This is a genomic window from Pseudarthrobacter chlorophenolicus A6 (assembly GCF_000022025.1).
Classification (GTDB): domain Bacteria; phylum Actinomycetota; class Actinomycetes; order Actinomycetales; family Micrococcaceae; genus Arthrobacter; species Arthrobacter chlorophenolicus.
Genome location: NC_011886.1, coordinates 1458703 through 1474559, shown reverse-complemented (window position 1 = coordinate 1474559; position 15857 = coordinate 1458703). Strand labels below are relative to the sequence as shown.

Sequence of the window (15857 nt, the reverse complement as noted above, 5' to 3'; positions counted from 1 at the left end):
GAGTCCGGCCTCCAGCAGCCGGGCACAACAAATATAGCCCGTCTAGCTATCAAATGGACAAACCCTTTCCTGCCGACGGGGGCAGGTGAAAATGGATCAGTCGACGATCAGGCCCTTGCCCAGGCCCCGCGTCAGGCGGACCGGCCTGATTTCGCCAAAACCGCGGACGTTTTCCGGCGGTTGGGGAACCATGACGAACCGTTCGTCATGTTCGAGTGCTGACGCGGTCATGGAGTCCACCAGCACCGTTCCTGGGTCGGCCAGGGTGGTGAGCCGCGCGGCGAGGTTGACGGTGGGGCCGTAGATATCGCCAAGCCGGGACAGGATTCTGCCCCAGACCATGGCCACCCGGGCTTCCGGCAGGATCTCGTCTTCCGTGAAGGCCTGTGCCAAGGCCAGCGAGATCTCGGCGCCGGCCGCCGGGGTCTCGGCAATGTAGAGGACTTCGTCGCCCACGGTCTTGACCAGGCGGCCGCCGCCAACGGAAATAATCTCGGCGCATTTGTTCTCGAACCGCTGCACCAGGCGGGCCAGCGTCTTCTCGTTCATCCGGCGCGAAAGGCTGGTGTAGGACACCAGGTCGGCGAAGCCCACAGCCCGTGCCAGGGGCAACGGTGCATCGTCTTCGTCGCCTTCGCGGCCTTCTTCGCTGGCCTGGAGTCCGGCTTCGGCCCGGACGGCCAGCCGCTGGATGCCGGCATTGAGCTGGCGCCGCCACGAATAGACCAGTACTTCCTCGAGGGCATCCACCAGGGCCGGGAGTTCGTTGACCAGCCGCTTGCGGGCCACCGCATCGGTGACCCCCTGTTCGTGGACGAGGTCCTCCACCAGGGCTTCGATCTGCCACACCACCATGCGGTCCGTCATCTGGCCGATGGCGCGGGTGACGGAAATGGCCGCTTCCTCGGTCAGCTTTCCGCCGCGGACGAGGTCCACCACGGTTGACAGTGCCGCCTGGTCGCGTTCGGTGAAGGCAACGTCTTCGTCACCAAAGTTCGGGAACCCGAGCGCGCGCCAAAGTTTGCGCGCGGACAGCAGGGACAGGCCTGCGCCCGCCGCCACCTCGCGGCGGCGGAGCTTGCGTTCGCCGCCGAGCAGCCGCGCTTCAAGGGCTTTCATGGCCAGTCGCTCAGCGGACATCGCTCCGGTGGGAGGGTGCGGGTCAGTGGCAGGGGACGGCGTGACGGGATCCACGAGCTCCTGCTGGTCCTCATCGTTCATTCCGTCCACCTTCTCTCATTTCCGTCGGCACTGCCCCGGAAGGGTAATCCCCTGCAACTCCGGGCGGGAGGCGCTCATCGGGCAGTTCCCCGATTGCGTCAAGGATGAAATCCCGGAACCTGGCGGCCTCCGGCACGTCCCGGAATGTCGTCACGCCGTCATACCCGGTTTCCAAGGATATATTCCCGGAGCGCAGGAGGCGTTGAAGCACGCCCTCGTGGACTGTGAGGTTGCGGACGGAGAGAAGGTTGACCTGCTCTTCGCGCCGCCTGACGATGCCGGACCTGGCCACCATCCGCCGGCTCGTGAGGGTATAGCGTGTCGCGTGCCAGCGCATCAGCCGCGGAAGGCAGTAGCCCAGCCACACCCACGCCGCAGCCAGCACGCAGGCCGTGACCAGCCAGGGGGTCCAGCGGGCCTCCAGAGCGGGAACCAGGCGCCGGGCTTCCCCGCGCACGATCCAGGCGGACGCGAAGGCCGCCACCGCCGGGGCGATGATGAAAGCAGCGGCGGGGCCGGCCAATTTCCTGGGTTGCGGGCGGGTGGTGACGATGACCTGTTCGCCGGGAACGAGGTCCTTACGCATAACCGCCTTGGCCGGCGTCTTCCGGTGCGGTCCAGGGCCGCAGGTGCACTACGTCCCCTGCGGTGACCACATGCTCGCGTGAATCCTTGTCCACCACCAGCAGTGAGCCATATTCGTCCAGGCGGGAGGCATGGCCAATAATCTCGTGGTCTCCCGGCAGTTGTGCCCGTACCTGCCGGCCCAGCGTCACCATGACGGCCTCGACGCGCTTATGCAGGGACGGGCCGCCCGCCATGCCTGCCGTGGGGTCGCCGTCGGCGTTGCAGAAACTCCGGTAGAGCACAGCAAAGTGGGACAAATAGCTCTTCAGCAGCTGGGTCCGGTCGGTGGTCTGCGCCCCTTCGAGGAACACCGAGGTGGCCGTGGGGACCGGCAGTTCGTCCTCGTGGAGCGTGACGTTCAGGCCGGTGCCCAGCACCACCGGCGGGACGGTGCCGTCCGCCATGGGACCCATCTGGGCCAGGATGCCGGCAATCTTCCGGCCGCGGACCAGGACGTCGTTGGGCCATTTGAGTTCGGCCGGGATGCCTGCCGTTTCCAGCAGGGTTTCGCGGAGCGCCAGGGCAGCGATGAGCGAGAGCCACGAGTAGCTCTGCGTGGGCAGCGGCCGGCCCTCGGCGTTCACGGGCCGCAGCACGATGGAAACGGAGACCGAACTCAGCGGCGGCGCTTCCCAGTGCCTTTCCAGGCGCCCCCGGGCTGCGGTCTGGTATTCGGCCGTCAGCACGGAAAGATCCGGCCAGGACGCGGGCTCCACGGTCACTGCACGGAGCAGGTCGGCGTTGGTGGAGCCGGTGGAGTCCACCACGTCGAGCCGGGAAATGCCAGCGGCGGACAGGAAGCGCTGATCGCCCAGCTCCGACCTGTCCAACGGGATACCGGGGTTATGCGCTTCAGCCATAGCTAAATCCTACCGAGCCGGGGAATGTGGCCGCACCGGCAGTCAGCCCCTTGCGGCTACAGGAAGATGTCCGGAACCAGCCGGTCCTCCGGGGCTCCCAGGCTGTAGGGGCGGAAATCGGAGACCCCTGCTGCCGCCAGCACCTGCTCGTCAGTGTAGAAATTGCCGGTTGCCTGCCCTCCTGCGGGCAGGTTGCTGCCGGTCAGGACGGCATGGGCGGCGTCGGCCATGATCTGTGGTCCGCGTGCGGCCTGGACGATGGCCTCACCCTGCGGCATGTTCCTGATCGCCGCGGTGTCGATCAGCGTGCAGGGCCACAGCGAGTTGACGCTGATCCGGTCGTCCTTCAGTTCCTCGGCCAGGCCAAGTGTAGTCAGGCTCATCCCGTATTTGGCCATGGTGTAGGCCAGGTGCCGGCCGGCCCAGTGTGGATCCAGGTTCAGGGGCGGCGACAGCGTGAGGATGTGCGCATTGCCGGACGCGCGCAGCGCCGGCAGCGCGAGCTTGGAGAGCAGGAAAGTCCCGCGGACATTGATGTCCTGCATGAGGTCGTACTTTTTCATGTCCACGGCATCGGTAGTGGACAGGTCGATGGCGGAGGCATTGTTCACCACGACGTCGATGCCGCCGAAGCGGTCCACAGCTTCGGCCACGGCGCGCGCCACGTCCTGGTCATTGCGGACGTCGCCCACCAGCGGCAGCGCACCGCCGCCGGCCTCAGTCAGCTCCTGCGCGGCGGTGAACACCGTGCCGGCGAGTTTGGGGTGGGGCTCGCCCGTCTTGGCCATCAGGACGATGTTGGCGCCGTCCGCCGCCGCCCGCCGCGCGATGGCAAGGCCGATGCCGCGGCTGCCCCCGGACATCAGGATGGTCCGCCCGCGAAGCGAACCGGACGCCCGGTAGGGGCTGGCGGCAGCGGTCAAAGCGTCGTTGCTCGAAGTCATGGAAACACTGTAACCCAGATAAGTTACCGGCGAGTAACATAGTGGTCCGGGTGAGGGCACGGCAGAAAATTGTAGGTTCCCTACAGCCGCGGGCACTCAAAGCGTCATTAGACTTGCCAGCAGGGTTCGTTTTTTGTGTGGAAGCTACTTAAGCGCCTCCAGAGCACAGCCCCTCAACATACTCAGCGACACTGAACCAATCTGCAACAGAGCCGGAGATACTTGATGAGCCACGATCTGACAACGACAGCGGGAAAGATTGCCGATTTCCGCGACCGCCAGGCACGTGCCGAACAGCCCTCCGGCCCCGAGGCCGTCGAAAAGCAGCATGCGCGCGGCAAGAACACCGCACGCGAGCGCATCGCCCTGCTGCTCGATGAGGACTCCTTCGTCGAGTTCGACGCCCTTGCAGTGCACCGCTCCACCGCCTTCGGCATGGAAAAGAAGAAGCCCCTTGGCGACGGCCTGGTCTCCGGCTACGGCACGGTGGATGGCCGTCCGGTAGCGGTCTACAGCCAGGACTTCAGCGTGTACGGCGGTTCGCTGAGCCAGGTCAACGGCGAGAAAATCGTCAAGGTGCAGGAGTTCGCGCTGCGCAACGGCTGCCCGGTGGTTGGCATCCTCGACGGCGGCGGCGCGCGCATCCAGGAAGGCGTCGCCTCGCTGGCCATGTTCGCCGATATCTTCCGCAACAACGTGCACGCTTCCGGCGTCGTCCCCCAGATCTCCCTCATCATGGGCCCGTCCGCCGGTGGCGCCGCCTACTCCCCCGCCCTCACCGACTATGTGGTGATGGTGGACAAAACCTCCCACATGTTCATTACCGGCCCCGACGTCATCAAGACCGTCACGGGCGAGGACGTGGACATGGAAACGCTCGGCGGAGCACGCCAGCACAACGCCACCACCGGCACGTCCACGTACCTCGCCTCGGATGAAGGGGACGCGATCGAGTTCGTCCGCGAACTCCTCGACTTCCTGCCCTCCAACAACCTGGCCGAGGCCCCGGTGCTGGAGCAGGCCCAGGAAAACGCGGTCAACGACGACGACCTCGCGCTGGACACGCTGATCCCCGATTCGGCCAACCAGCCCTACGACATGCGCGCCGTCGTTGAACAGATCGTCGACGACGGGCACTTCCTGGAGATGCAGGCCCTGTACGCACCGAACGTGATGATCGGCTACGGCCGGGTGGAAGGCCACACCGTAGGGATCGTGGCCAACCAGCCGCTGCAGTTCGCGGGAACCCTGGACATTGCCGCCTCCGAAAAGGCCGCCCGCTTCGTCCGGAACTGCGATGCCTTCAACATCCCCATCATCACCCTGGTGGACGTGCCGGGCTTCCTTCCGGGCAAGGACCAGGAGTTCCAGGGCATCATCCGCCGCGGCGCCAAGCTGCTGTATGCGTACGCAGAAGCCACGGTGCCCAAGCTGACGGTCATCACCCGCAAGGCCTACGGCGGCGCCTACATCGTCATGGGCTCCAAGAAGCTCGGGGCGGACCTCAACCTGGCATGGCCCACCGCGCAGATCGGCGTGATGGGGGCCCAGGGCGCCGTGAACATCCTTTACCGCCGGGACCTCGCGGCCGTAGCCGAGGACGGCGGCGACGTCGAAGCCCGCCGCGCCGAGGTCATCCGGCAGTACGAGGAAGAACTCCTGAACCCCTACCAGGCAGCCGAACTCGGTTACGTTGACGCCGTCATCGCACCGTCCGACACCCGGCTGCAAATTGTCCGGGGCCTGCGCGCACTCCGCGACAAGCGAGCCAGCCTCCCGGCCAAGAAGCACGGAAACATCCCGCTGTGAGCGCCACCGGAACGCCGGACCCGGCCGAAGCCCCCGCGGCTCCCCTGCTCTCTGTCGTCAAGGGGCAGCCGAACGCAGAGGAACTCGCTGCGCTCACCGCCGTCGTGCTCTCCCTCGGCGGCCCGGAAGCGGCCAAGCCCGCCGCGCCAACCGCACGGCACTGGGTGCGCCGTCAACGGCTGGGCCTTGCACCAACGCCCGGTCCGGGCGCCTGGAAGCGCAGCAAAGGCTGACGGTCCGACGGCGGGGGCGCGCACCGGCGCGTTCCTCGCCCAGTGCACGCGGCCGGGCTAGTCTCGGATAGTGACTACCGACACTTCGCCCGCCGCCCGCCCGCACACCCGCATCGACGCCGTCGCGGACGACTACACCGATACCCTCGTCCGCCTGAATCCGTCACTGGCCACCACCCTGGGCCTGCCCGGCCGCGAAACCGAGTACCAGGATTTCTCCCCGGCAGGCATCGCCGAATTCGCAGAGGTGGCCCGCAAGGCCCTTGCCGACCTTGAAGGCCTCGAGCCCGAGGACGACGTGGACGCCGTCACGCTGGACGCCATGCGCGAGCGGCTGGGCCTGCAACTGCTGATCCACGCCTCCGGGTGGGAGTACGCGGACCTGAACAACATCGCCTCCCCCGCACAGGACATCCGTGCGATCTTCGACCTCATGCCCACCGCCACGGAACAGGACTGGGAACACATCGCAGGCCGCGCGCAGAACGTACCCGCCGCCGTCGAAGGCTACATCGAGTCCCTTCGCCTTGCCCGCGACGCCGGCCGGGTGGCCGCGGCCCGCCAGGTGAACATCGTCATTGAACAGGCCACAAAATACGCCGCCGCAGACGGATTCTTCGCCAAGCTCGCAGCCGGTGCCGCCACCGAAGAAGCCGGACCGCTGGGCACCGCCCTGCAGGAAAAGCTCGACGCCGGTGCTGCCGCCGCCCGCCGCGCCTACACCGGGCTTGCCGACTTCCTCCGCGCCGACCTGCTGCCCGCCGCCCCGGAGAAAGACGCGGTGGGTAAAGCCCGCTATGCGCTGGCATCACGGTCCTTCCTCGGCGCCACCGTGGACCTGGAGGAAACCTACGCCTGGGGCGTCGAGGAACTCGACCGCCTGATCGCTGAACAGGAGGTGGTGGCCGGCACCATCAAGGCCGGCGCCTCCATCGCCGAAGCCAAGGAGATCCTCAACAACGATCCCGCCCGGCAGATCAAAGGCACAGATGCCCTCAAGGCCTGGATGCAGGAACTGTCCGACAAAGCCGTCGCGGAACTGGCCGGAGTCCATTTCGACATTCCCGACGTCATGAAGAAACTGGAATGCCTCATCGCGCCCACCGACGAGGGTGGCATCTACTACACCGGCCCCTCCGACGACTTCACCCGCCCCGGACGCATGTGGTGGTCCGTGCCCGCCGGCGAGGACACCTTCACCACGTGGGCCGAAACCACCACCGTCTACCACGAAGGTGTCCCCGGCCACCACCTCCAGGTAGCCACCGCCACCTACCGGCGCGAACTGCTCAACAAGTGGCGGCGCAACATCTGCTGGACCTCCGGACACGGCGAAGGGTGGGCCCTCTACGCTGAAAAGCTCATGCAGGAACTCGGATACCTCGACGACGCGGGCGACCACATGGGCATGCTGGACATGCAAAGGATGCGCGCCGCCCGGGTGGTCTTCGACATCGGCGTCCACCTGGAACTGGAGGTGCCCGCACGCTGGGGCACCGGCACCTGGACCCCGGACAAGGGATACGACTTCCTTAAGGCCAACCTGCCCATCAGCGAAGGGCAACTCAACTTTGAGTTCACCCGATACCTCGGCTGGCCCGGCCAGGCACCCTCCTACAAAGTAGGACAGCGGCTCTGGGAACAGATCCGCGCCGAACTCGAGTCACGGCCGGGGTTCGACCTCAAGGAGTTCCACACCAAGGCCCTGAACATCGGCTCTGTTGGACTCGATACACTTCGGCGGGCGCTGCTTTAGCAGTCCTGCCGCCGCGGCCCAGTCCGGCGCGGTGAGGGCGCCTTCCCCTGCTTGCTGCTCCTTCGTCGCTTTGACGCAAGCTGCCGGAAGGCTCCCTCCCCGAGCCTTGTGCCTACCGCGTCGGCGAGATGTTAAGCACACCGCCGGTGGGAATAAGTAACAAAACCCGCTGTCCGCCTTGGTTTTCCGCGGTTTTCTGTTTCTTCCGGTGACTGGGTGTGCGTAACATTTCTCAATGTTGTTTCGGCATGGTAGGCGGTGCGGACCTAGCGTATTCGGGTGAGCACTCAGACAAGCACCCCCTCCCCCGCAGGGAAGACGGGCTTCCAGCTTCCCAAATGGGCTGGATCGTTCGGCTTCCAAATCATCGCCGCACTCATCGTGGGCCTTGCCCTCGGCCTGCTGGCCAAGTACACCGGCAGCACCAAGACCAACCCCAACGGCCTTGGCGCAACACTGCAGACCATCGGCTCGAGCTACGTGTCGCTGCTGCAGACCGCCGTCGTGCCCCTCATCTTCACGGCCGTGGTGAGCTCCATCTCCAACCTTCGCCAGGTTTCCAATGCCGCCCGGCTGGCCTGGAACACCCTGCTGTGGTTCGCCATCACGTCCCTGATCGCGGTGCTGATCGGCATCGGCCTGGGCGTCCTGCTGCAGCCCGGCGCCAACACCGGAATCACTGAAGAAGCCAAATACTCCGGCAAGTCCGGCGACTGGTGGTCCTTCCTGATCGGCCTCTTCCCGAAGAACTTCCTCGGCCTCGGCGCGAGCTCCACCGTTGCCGAATCCGGCGCCGTGACCACCTCAGTCAGCTTCAACGTGCTGCAGATCCTGGTCATCGCCATCGCCGTCGGCGTCGCCGCCCTCAAGGTGGGCAAGGCAGCCGAGCCGTTCCTGAACCTCAACGCCTCCGCCCTCGCCGTGATCCAGAAGGTCCTCTGGTGGATCATCCGCATCGCACCGCTGGGCACCGTCGGCCTGATCGGCAACGCGGTGGCCGTCTACGGCTGGGACACCATTGGCTCCCTGGGCAAGTTCACAGTTGCTATCTACGTAGGCCTGGCCCTGGTGCTGTTCGTTGTGTACCCCATCCTGGTCCGCACCCACGGCCTGTCCGTCAAGCAGTACTTCTCCGGTGTCTGGCCGGCCGTCCAGCTGGCCTTCGTGTCCCGCTCCTCGGTGGGGACCCTGCCGCTCACCCAGCGCGTCACCGAGCGCAGCCTGGGCGTCCCCCGCGGCTACGCCTCCTTCGCCGTCCCGCTGGGCGCCACCACCAAGATGGACGGCTGCGCCGCGATCTACCCGGCCATCTCCGCGATCTTCGTGGCCCAGTTCTTCGGCATCCAGCTCGACTTCAGCCAGTACCTGCTGATCGCCCTGGTTTCCGTGCTGGGATCGGCCGCGACGGCCGGCACCACCGGCGCCGTGGTGATGCTGACGCTGACGCTCTCCACGCTGGGACTGCCGCTGGCCGGCGTCGGACTCCTCCTCGCCATCGACCCGATCCTGGACATGGGCCGCACCGCCGTCAACGTGGCAGGCCAGGCCCTGGTCCCCACCATCGTGGCCAAGCGCCAGGGCATCCTGGACGAGGGCCTGTACAACGCGCCCCGCAACGGCACCCCTTTCGTTGACGACGACGACGCCGCCGGCAGCGGTGCCGCTACGGACGGTACGGCTGCAGACACCGCGCCCCGCGAACTGCAGGACGCCAAGGCATAGCCAACGCCGGTGCCGCCAGGCGCCACGTACGTGTGATCACAGGAAGTCCCCGGGAACCCTCCCGGGGACTTCCTGTTGTCTCTGCTGTTGGCGTGCGGTCAGCGTCCGCCGCCGATCACCCCGTTCTGGACCGCCTTGGTCACGGCGTCCGCCTCGGCCTGGGTCAGCTTTCCGTCGGTAACCGCCTGGTCGAGACGGGTCTTGAGCGCTGCTGCCCGGTCTGCCTGTGCCGCGGTACGGAGCTCGTCAAGCGCCGCCGTCACTTTGGCCTCGTCAATTCCCAGCGATGCTGCCAGGGACCTGGCCAACGCAGCTTCGCGGGCAGCCATGTCAGGCTTCTCGCCCTCGGCCGGCGGTCCGCTGGGCTTGTTGGCCTCACGGAAAGCCTTCAATGCGTCAGCGACCTTTGCCTCGTCCACACCGAGCTTCTGCGCCAGCTCTGACGCCTGGACGCCGCCGCGTTCACCTCCGCGTCCGCCGTGGCGGCCCATGCCGTCATGGCCCGTGCCGGCATCGGCAGGGGCACTGGCGCTGGCGCTCGGTGAGGGGGTTGGCGTCGTCGTGGCAGAGGCAACCCCCGCCACCCCGATGCCGGCACCCACGGCAAGCGCCGCGGCCGACAGGCCGAGCGCAATCTTCTTCCTGCGTGACATTCTCTTCTCCTGCTCCGCCGTCGCCAGACGGCTGCTGTGGTTGGACCCTGTCCGGGTCATACCCAGCATCCGTGCGCAGGTTCGGTAGAGGCTGTTGGGAGCCTTTCATTCTCCTGTGAATTTAACTTGCTCACCGTGCAAACTTGCACGTAGTGTAAGAGTGTGAATTCACCCTCGTCCCCGCCTGACGCGCCCGCGGCCCCCTCCCGCCGCGAACTGAACAAGGCCGCAACCCGGCAGGCCATCACGGACGCCGCGCTGGCACTGCTCCGTTCCAAGGGGCCCGGCGGTTTCACCGCCGAAGACATCGCCGAGTCCGCCGGTATCTCCCGGCGCACTTTCTTCAACTACTTCAACAGCACGGACGCAGCGCTTGCCTCGGTTACCCACGGCTTCCTGGATATTGTCATCCGGCAGCTGCAGCTGCGGCCCCCGGAGGAACCCCTGCTGGAGGCGGCACAGGCTGCCCTCATGGCCCTGGCGGACCCCAGGACGGTGGAGCCGCTGGCCGAGCTGTTCGCCCTGACGCAGCACAGCCAGCTCATGGCCCACACCGAACTCGAGGCCTGGGACCACTGCCGCGCCCAGGTCTTCACCGTGGCGAGGGACCGGGTGGCGGCCAGGCCGGACGGCTCTGACGATCTGTATGTCCACGCCCTGGCCGGCTCCGTCATCTCCTGCGGCAAGGCCGCTATGGAGGTCTGGTTCAGCCGCCGGGGACCCGACCTGTCGCCCGCCTCCCTCGCCGAACTCCGGCAACTCCTTATCGATGCCGTGGCCCTCCTGGGCTCCGGCTTCACTCCGCCGGCCAGTACCGGCACCTCCACCAGTCCGGCCACGCCGGCCCGCACATCAGCCCCATCAGCCGCCCACTCCTCCTGACCAGATCGGTTTCCCTCATGGCACTGCTGCTCTACCGCCTTGGCAAGTTCTCCTACCGCCGGCGCTGGCTGGTCCTTTCGCTATGGCTCGTGGCCCTGGTTGCCGTCGGCGGCTCCGCCGCGGCTTTCCACGGCACCCTGTCCAACAACTTCCAGATCCCCGGAACGGAAACGCAGCGGATCGCGGACAAGCTGAAGGAAGACCTTCCGTCAGCGTCCGGCGGAACCGCCACGATCGTTTTCGAAGCACCCGACGGCGGCTTCACCGACGCCAGCCGGGCGGCGGTCACCGACGCCCTGAAGAAGCTCGAAACGCTGCCGGACGTCCGCGGCACCGTGGACCCGTTCGCCACCCAGGCCCAGGTGGACCAGGCCGGGCAGGCCATCACCGACGGCGAGCAACAGCTGGCCGCCGGGCAGGCCAGGCTGGACGCCTCCAAGGCGCAGCTGGAGGCCGGAAAGGCACAGCTGGAGGCCGCAGAGCAGCAGATGGTGGCTGCCGGTGCACCGGCAGCGGCTATTGAGGCCCAACTGGGCAAGCAGAAGGCCGCAGCGGCCGAAGGCCAGGCACAATACGACGCCGGAGTGAAGGAACTCGAGGCCAGCAAGGCCAAGCTGGAACTGGGCAAGCGGCAGGCCGAAGCGTCCTCGGCCATCCGCTTCGTCTCCGAAGATGGCAAGGCTGCCGTAGCCCAGGTGCAGTTCAACGGCTCCATCAACGGGCTGAGCCCCGAGGTCCGGCAGCAGGTCCAGGACATCGCCCACGGCACCTCGGCTGCCGGCGTCACCGCCCTGGCCAGCAAGGAAATCACCGAGGACATATCCGAGCTGTTCGGCATCGCGGAAATCATCGGCATCGCCGTCGCGGCCCTGGTGCTGATCATCATGCTCGGCACCCTGGTGGCGGCCGGGCTCCCGCTCGTGATGGCTGTCATGGGCGTCGGCGTGGGTGTCGGCATCACCTTCGCACTCTCCGGCCTCTTCGACATGAGCTCCATCTCGCCCATGCTGGCGCTCATGCTGGGCCTCGCCGTCGGCATCGACTACTCACTGTTCATCGTCAACAGGCACCGCACCCAGCTCCTGGCCGGCATGGATCCCGAGGAATCGGTGGCCCGGGCCACGGGAACATCCGGCAATGCCGTGGTGTTCGCCGGCCTGACCGTCATCATCGCCCTCGCCGCCCTGGTGGTCCCCGGCCTGCCGTTCCTGGCCGTGATGGGCCTGGCAGCCGCCGGCACGGTGGCCGTGGCGGTCCTCGTCGCCATCACCCTCACCCCGGCCATGCTGTCCCTCATCGGCCGCCGCATCATCTCCAAGCGGGCCTGGGCCAAGGCCAACGCCCACAACGCCGAGCCCGGCCACGAAGCGGCGGACGACGCCAAGGACCGGGAACGCAGCACCCACGGCTGGGGCGGTTTGGTCACCCGGCACCCCGTGCTCGCCATGGTGGCCGGCGTCATCCTGCTGGGCACGCTGGCCCTCCCGGCCACGCAGCTGCAGCTCGCCCTTCCCGACGGCGGCTCCGAACCGGTTGATTCCGAGGCATACCAGGCTTACGACGTCACCGCCCGCAGCTTCGGCGAAGGCGTCACCGGCCCCATCGTCGCCGTAGGCGAGTTCCCCGCAGGACTGGATGAAGCAGCGGCCACCACCCTGCAGTACGACATCGCGGACAAGCTTCGGTCGGTGGACAACGTGGTGGCAGCCGTTCCGGTGGCCATCAGCGACGACCGCCGCACCGCCGTCTTCCAGGTCATCCCGGAGGAAGGCCCGGCCAGTGCCAGCACGGTCAAGGTCGTCTCGGAACTCCGCGGCCTGAACGGCGAAATCAAGGCCGACTACGACGTCGCCATGGGCCTGACCGGCCAGACCGCCGGCAATATCGACGTCTCCACCAAACTCGGTGACGCGCTGCCGCCCTACCTGGCCATCGTCGTCGGGCTGTCCCTGATCCTGCTGCTGCTGGTGTTCCGCTCCATCGTGGTGCCGCTCCTGGCCACCGGCGGCTTCCTGCTGTCGCTGGCTGCCGCGTTCGGCGCCGTGGTTGCGGTCTACCAGTGGGGCTGGCTGGGCACCGTGTTCGATGTCGCCAACCCCGGCGCTGTCCTGAGCTTCCTTCCGATCATCCTGATCGGCGTGCTGTTCGGCCTGGCCATGGACTACCAGGTGTTCATCGCCTCCGGCATGCGCGAGGCGTTCATGCACGGATCCACCGCGAAGGAAGCCGTGCGGGTGGGTTTCCGGCACGCCGCTGCCGTGGTGACCGCCGCCGCCATCATCATGGTCAGCGTGTTCGCCGGCTTCATCTTCAGCCACCTCACCATGGTCCGGCCGCTGGGCTTCGCGATGGCATTCGGTGTGTTGCTGGATGCGTTCGTTGTCCGGATGACCATCGTTCCCGCCGTGATGTACCTGCTGGGCGAGAAGTCCTGGTGGCTGCCGCGCTGGCTGGACCGCATCCTGCCGGACGTGGATGTCGAGGGCGCCAAGCTCAGCCGGCCGGAGAAGGACAAGGCGTCCGCAGAGCTGGTCCACTAGGCTGATTCCGTGGTCCGCCTGATACTTGCCTCCCAGTCCCCCGCCCGCACCAAGCTCCTCGCCGAAGCCGGCATCCGGCACACGGTGCTGGTCTCCGACGTGGATGAGGACGCCGTGCAGGCGCGCTACGGCGTGACCGATCCGCACGACACCGCCCTCCTGCTGGCCCGAGCCAAGGCCGAGGCCGTCGCGGCGCTCCCGGACTCCGAGGGCGCGCTGGTGCTGGGCTGCGACTCCGTCTTCGAGTTCGACGGCGAGGCGCACGGCAAGCCCTACACGGCCGACGTCGCGCGGGAGCGGATGCTGCGGATGAGCGGCAGTTCCGGGGTGCTGCACACGGGGCACTGGCTGGTGGACTGCCGGGATACGGACACGGACGACGACGGCGGCGACGGTACCGGATCCGGCGCCACCCTCGGCGCTGTTGCCTCCGCCGAGGTCGCCTTCCTGGACATGGACGCGGAGGAGATCGACGCGTACATCGCCACCGGCGAACCGCTGCACTGCGCCGGGTCTTTCACCATCGACGGCCTGGGCGGGGCCTTCATCCGGAAGGTCGACGGCGATCCGCATGCCGTCGTCGGCCTGTCCGTTTCGACCCTTCGGGGGCTGTTGGCCGCCGCAAACGTGCGCATCACCGATCTCTGGCCGGTGCGCTGAAAAGCGCCCAATTACACCGGAGTTGTAGCTTCCCTACAAAGCATTGCCTCTTTACACGCGGATTCCGCAAGTAATATCGGCGGAACCTCCAAAACCGCGCTAGGCTCCCTGAAGAAAAGAAGGAGACGCCTTGTCAGCAAATTTCGAGCAGTCCGCCGGTACCACGCAGCAGAGCCTCACCAAGGTGCTGATCGCCAACCGCGGTGAAATCGCGGTGCGCATCATCCGCGCCGCCCGCGACGAGGGCATCGCCTCCGTGGCAATCTACGCCGACCCGGACCGCGACGCCCTGCATGTCCGCCTTGCTGACGAAGCCTATGCCCTGGGCGGCAACACGGCCGCCGAGTCGTACCTGGTGATGGACAAGATCATCGATGCCGCCCGGCAGTCCGGCGCGGATGCCATCCACCCCGGCTACGGCTTCCTGGCCGAAAATGCGGAGTTCGCGGCCCGGGTGATCGAGGCCGGGATCACCTGGATTGGCCCGTCCCCGAAGCGATTTCCGCCTTGGGCGACAAGGTCCAGGCCCGCCACATCGCTGAGAAGGTGGGTGCACCCCAGGTCCCCGGCACCGCCGATCCCGTACAGTCCGCCGAGGAAATCCTCGAGTTCGTGGACAAGTTCGGCCTGCCAGTGGCCATCAAGGCTGCCTTCGGCGGCGGCGGACGCGGCATCAAGGTGGCCCGCACCCGCGAAGAAATCCCCGAACTCTTCGAGTCCGCCGTCCGTGAGGCCACGGCAGCTTTCGGACGCGGCGAGTGCTTCATCGAGCGCTTCCTGGACGCACCGCGGCACGTTGAAACCCAGTGCCTCGCCGACGCCCACGGCAACGTTGTGGTGGTCTCCACCCGCGACTGCTCGCTGCAGCGCCGCAACCAGAAACTCGTCGAAGAAGCACCGGCGCCGTTCCTCACCCCCGAGCAGAACCAGCGCCTGTACGAATCCTCCAAGGCCATCCTGAAGGAAGCCGGCTACCTCGGTGCCGGTACCTGTGAATTCCTGGTGGGCCAGGACGGCACCATTTCCTTCCTGGAGGTCAACACCCGCCTGCAGGTGGAGCACTGCGTGTCCGAAGAAGTCACCGGCATCGACCTGGTCCGCGAACAGTTCCGCCTGGCCCGCGGCGAAGAACTGGGTTACGGCGACCCCGAAGTCCGTGGCCACTCCATCGAGTTCCGCATTACCGGTGAAGATCCGGGGCGCAACTTCATGCCCGCACCGGGCACCATTGCCACCCTGAAGAACCCCACTGGCCCCGGCATCCGCATTGATTCCGGCGTGGAGCAGGGCGACGTCATCAGCGGAAACTTCGACTCCATGCTGTCCAAGCTGGTGGTCACCGGGGCTACCCGGACCCAGGCCCTGCAGCGCTCACGCCGCGCCCTGGAGGAAATGGTGGTGGAAGGCATTCCCACCGTTATCCCGTTCGACCTCGCCGTGGTCAGCAACCCCGATTTCGCTCCCGCAGAGGGCCCCTTCAAAGTCCACACGCGGTGGATCGAAACAGAGTTCACCAACGACCTGCCGGCCTGGAACCCCCAGGGCGCAGCCGAAACCGAGGACGCCGAAGAACGCCAGCGGGTAGTGGTGGAGGTAGGCGGCAAGCGCCTCGAAGTGGTGCTCCCGGCCTCGCTGGGTTCCCTTGGCACCGGCTCCGCTCCCGCGGCGAAGTCCGGCAAGTCCAAAAAGCGCGCACGGTCCGGCGGCCCCGCTGCCGCAACCGGCAACGCGCTCACCTCCCCCATGCAGGGCACCATCGTGAAGGTGGCCGTGGCTGAAGGCGACGTTGTAGCCGAAGGTGACCTGGTTGTGGTCCTCGAGGCCATGAAGATGGAACAGCCCCTCACGGCGCACCGTTCCGGAACCATCACGGGCCTGAAGGCTGTTGCCGGCGAGACAGTGTCCGCCGGCGCCGTGATCGCCACGATCGAAGACTGAGGGACCGGAGGC

General features: G+C 66.9%; 12 protein-coding genes and 1 pseudogene. 8 read left to right on the top strand and 5 right to left on the bottom strand.

Translation table 11 applies throughout. The annotated features are described in order from the left end of the window. Nucleotides 1-96 precede the first annotated feature (96 nt). From ACHL_RS06685 to ACHL_RS06670, 4 genes are read right to left on the bottom strand one after another with little or no spacing between them, the layout of a single operon-like run. The gene (locus ACHL_RS06685; RefSeq protein WP_015936542.1) at nucleotides 97-1221 is read right to left on the bottom strand and encodes an adenylate/guanylate cyclase domain-containing protein; all 1125 of its coding nucleotides are present in this window, start codon (nucleotides 1219-1221) and stop codon (nucleotides 97-99) included. Next, nucleotides 1211-1807, bottom strand: a complete 597-nt coding sequence (locus tag ACHL_RS06680) for a PH domain-containing protein (protein WP_015936541.1) — start codon at nucleotides 1805-1807, stop codon at nucleotides 1211-1213. The genes ACHL_RS06685 and ACHL_RS06680 overlap by 11 nt, the downstream gene beginning before the upstream one ends. Then, nucleotides 1800-2708 (bottom strand): biotin--[acetyl-CoA-carboxylase] ligase, encoded by a 909-nt coding sequence (locus ACHL_RS06675; protein WP_015936540.1) that lies wholly within the window; start codon nucleotides 2706-2708, stop codon nucleotides 1800-1802. The genes ACHL_RS06680 and ACHL_RS06675 overlap by 8 nt, the downstream gene beginning before the upstream one ends. Before the next feature lie 56 nt (nucleotides 2709-2764). Continuing rightward, on the bottom strand, nucleotides 2765-3652 hold the full coding sequence (locus ACHL_RS06670) for an SDR family oxidoreductase (RefSeq protein ID WP_015936539.1): 888 nt from the start codon (nucleotides 3650-3652) through the stop codon (nucleotides 2765-2767). A gap of 225 nt (nucleotides 3653-3877) precedes the next feature. On the opposite strand from ACHL_RS06670, the gene ACHL_RS06665 reads away from it, so the two are divergent. From ACHL_RS06665 to ACHL_RS06650, 4 genes are all read left to right on the top strand, one after another. Next, a complete protein-coding gene (locus ACHL_RS06665; protein ID WP_015936538.1) occupies nucleotides 3878-5461 on the top strand; it encodes an acyl-CoA carboxylase subunit beta in 1584 nt (527 codons plus the stop codon). After that, on the top strand, nucleotides 5458-5694 hold the full coding sequence (locus ACHL_RS06660) for an acyl-CoA carboxylase subunit epsilon (protein WP_015936537.1): 237 nt from the start codon (nucleotides 5458-5460) through the stop codon (nucleotides 5692-5694). Before ACHL_RS06665 ends, ACHL_RS06660 begins: the two co-directional genes overlap by 4 nt. Nucleotides 5695-5764: 70 nt before the next feature. Next, entirely contained in the window at nucleotides 5765-7450 is a 1686-nt protein-coding gene (locus tag ACHL_RS06655) for a DUF885 domain-containing protein (protein WP_015936536.1), read from the top strand. 279 nt (nucleotides 7451-7729) lie between these two features. Continuing rightward, a complete protein-coding gene (locus tag ACHL_RS06650; protein WP_015936535.1) occupies nucleotides 7730-9172 on the top strand; it encodes a dicarboxylate/amino acid:cation symporter in 1443 nt (480 codons plus the stop codon). A gap of 98 nt (nucleotides 9173-9270) precedes the next feature. Here the strand turns inward: ACHL_RS06650 and ACHL_RS06645 are convergent, their stop codons facing one another. Next, nucleotides 9271-9825, bottom strand: coding sequence for a hypothetical protein (locus tag ACHL_RS06645; RefSeq protein ID WP_015936534.1), 555 nt, complete (start codon nucleotides 9823-9825; stop codon nucleotides 9271-9273). A gap of 162 nt (nucleotides 9826-9987) precedes the next feature. Between ACHL_RS06645 and ACHL_RS06640 the strand changes: the two genes are divergently transcribed. From ACHL_RS06640 to ACHL_RS06625, 4 genes and pseudogenes are all read left to right on the top strand, one after another. Continuing rightward, complete coding sequence (locus ACHL_RS06640; RefSeq protein ID WP_015936533.1) at nucleotides 9988-10707, top strand: TetR/AcrR family transcriptional regulator; 720 nt, start codon at nucleotides 9988-9990, stop codon at nucleotides 10705-10707. 17 nt (nucleotides 10708-10724) lie between these two features. Next, nucleotides 10725-13247, top strand: coding sequence for an MMPL family transporter (locus ACHL_RS06635; RefSeq protein ID WP_015936532.1), 2523 nt, complete (start codon nucleotides 10725-10727; stop codon nucleotides 13245-13247). A 9-nt stretch (nucleotides 13248-13256) separates the two neighbouring features. Beyond that, a complete protein-coding gene (locus ACHL_RS06630; RefSeq protein WP_015936531.1) occupies nucleotides 13257-13907 on the top strand; it encodes a Maf family protein in 651 nt (216 codons plus the stop codon). A 130-nt stretch (nucleotides 13908-14037) separates the two neighbouring features. After that, nucleotides 14038-15845: pseudogene (locus ACHL_RS06625) on the top strand (acetyl/propionyl/methylcrotonyl-CoA carboxylase subunit alpha). The last annotated feature ends 12 nt before the right edge of the window (nucleotides 15846-15857 follow it).

Bases quoted from the DNA above. Each gene is read 5' to 3' on its own strand.
- ACHL_RS06665 (WP_015936538.1), top strand. From the start codon at position 3,878: ATGAGCCACGATCTGACAACGACAGCGGGAAAGATTGCCGATTTCCGC.
- ACHL_RS06680 (WP_015936541.1), bottom strand. From the start codon at position 1,807: ATGCGTAAGGACCTCGTTCCCGGCGAACAGGTCATCGTCACCACCCGC.
- ACHL_RS06675 (WP_015936540.1), bottom strand. From the start codon at position 2,708: ATGGCTGAAGCGCATAACCCCGGTATCCCGTTGGACAGGTCGGAGCTG.
- ACHL_RS06670 (WP_015936539.1), bottom strand. From the start codon at position 3,652: ATGACTTCGAGCAACGACGCTTTGACCGCTGCCGCCAGCCCCTACCGG.
- ACHL_RS06635 (WP_015936532.1), top strand. From the start codon at position 10,725: ATGGCACTGCTGCTCTACCGCCTTGGCAAGTTCTCCTACCGCCGGCGC.
- ACHL_RS06685 (WP_015936542.1), bottom strand. From the start codon at position 1,221: ATGAACGATGAGGACCAGCAGGAGCTCGTGGATCCCGTCACGCCGTCC.
- ACHL_RS06645 (WP_015936534.1), bottom strand. From the start codon at position 9,825: ATGTCACGCAGGAAGAAGATTGCGCTCGGCCTGTCGGCCGCGGCGCTT.